This is a genomic window from Pseudidiomarina gelatinasegens (genome assembly GCF_004025325.1).
Taxonomy (GTDB): Bacteria; Pseudomonadota; Gammaproteobacteria; order Enterobacterales; family Alteromonadaceae; genus Pseudidiomarina; species Pseudidiomarina gelatinasegens.
In genome coordinates, this window is the sequence record NZ_RSFE01000028.1 from 1 (window position 1) to 521 (window position 521).

The window sequence follows — 521 nt, forward strand, 5'->3', positions numbered from 1 at the left end:
CGCTGACCTCCTGCGTGCAAGGCAGGCGCTCTCCCAGCTGAGCTATGGCCCCGTTTCGTTGTTCGTTGTTCGTACGCTGCGCTATTCGTGCGCTACGCTGTTCGTTATTCGTTAAACAACAAACCAAACCAACAACAAACCGATAAGGGAAATTCGCGTGAGAGCAAGGCGGGAAGCAGCGAAGCATAGCCTGCTATGCGAGTTGCTTTCCAACGCAGCTATCGCGGGAATTTGGTGGGTCTGAGTAGACTTGAACTACCGACCTCACCCTTATCAGGGGTGCGCTCTAACCAGCTGAGCTACAGACCCAGTATCCGCTAAGTCTGCATTATCGCTTCGGTCGGTACGCCCTCACCCGCTTATGCAGGGCAGGCACACTCTAACGCGCGAAACGACAGACCCAGTTTCTATCTGTTACATCTACCAAACCAGGCAATCTGTGTGAGCACTTAACTTCTTCAAGGCTTCATATTAAGGAGGTGATCCAGCCGCAGGTTCCCCTACGGCTACCTTGTTACGAC

The 521-nt window shown here is 53.2% G+C and carries 1 tRNA gene and 1 rRNA gene; both read right to left on the minus strand.

Features of this window, described 5'->3' with window-relative positions:
- Nucleotides 1-232: 232 nt before the first annotated feature.
- Nucleotides 233-309: transfer RNA gene (locus EGC76_RS11885), tRNA-Ile, on the minus strand.
- Between the two features lie 163 nt (nt 310-472).
- Nucleotides 473-521: ribosomal RNA gene (locus EGC76_RS12095) — 16S ribosomal RNA — on the minus strand; the annotation flags it as partial.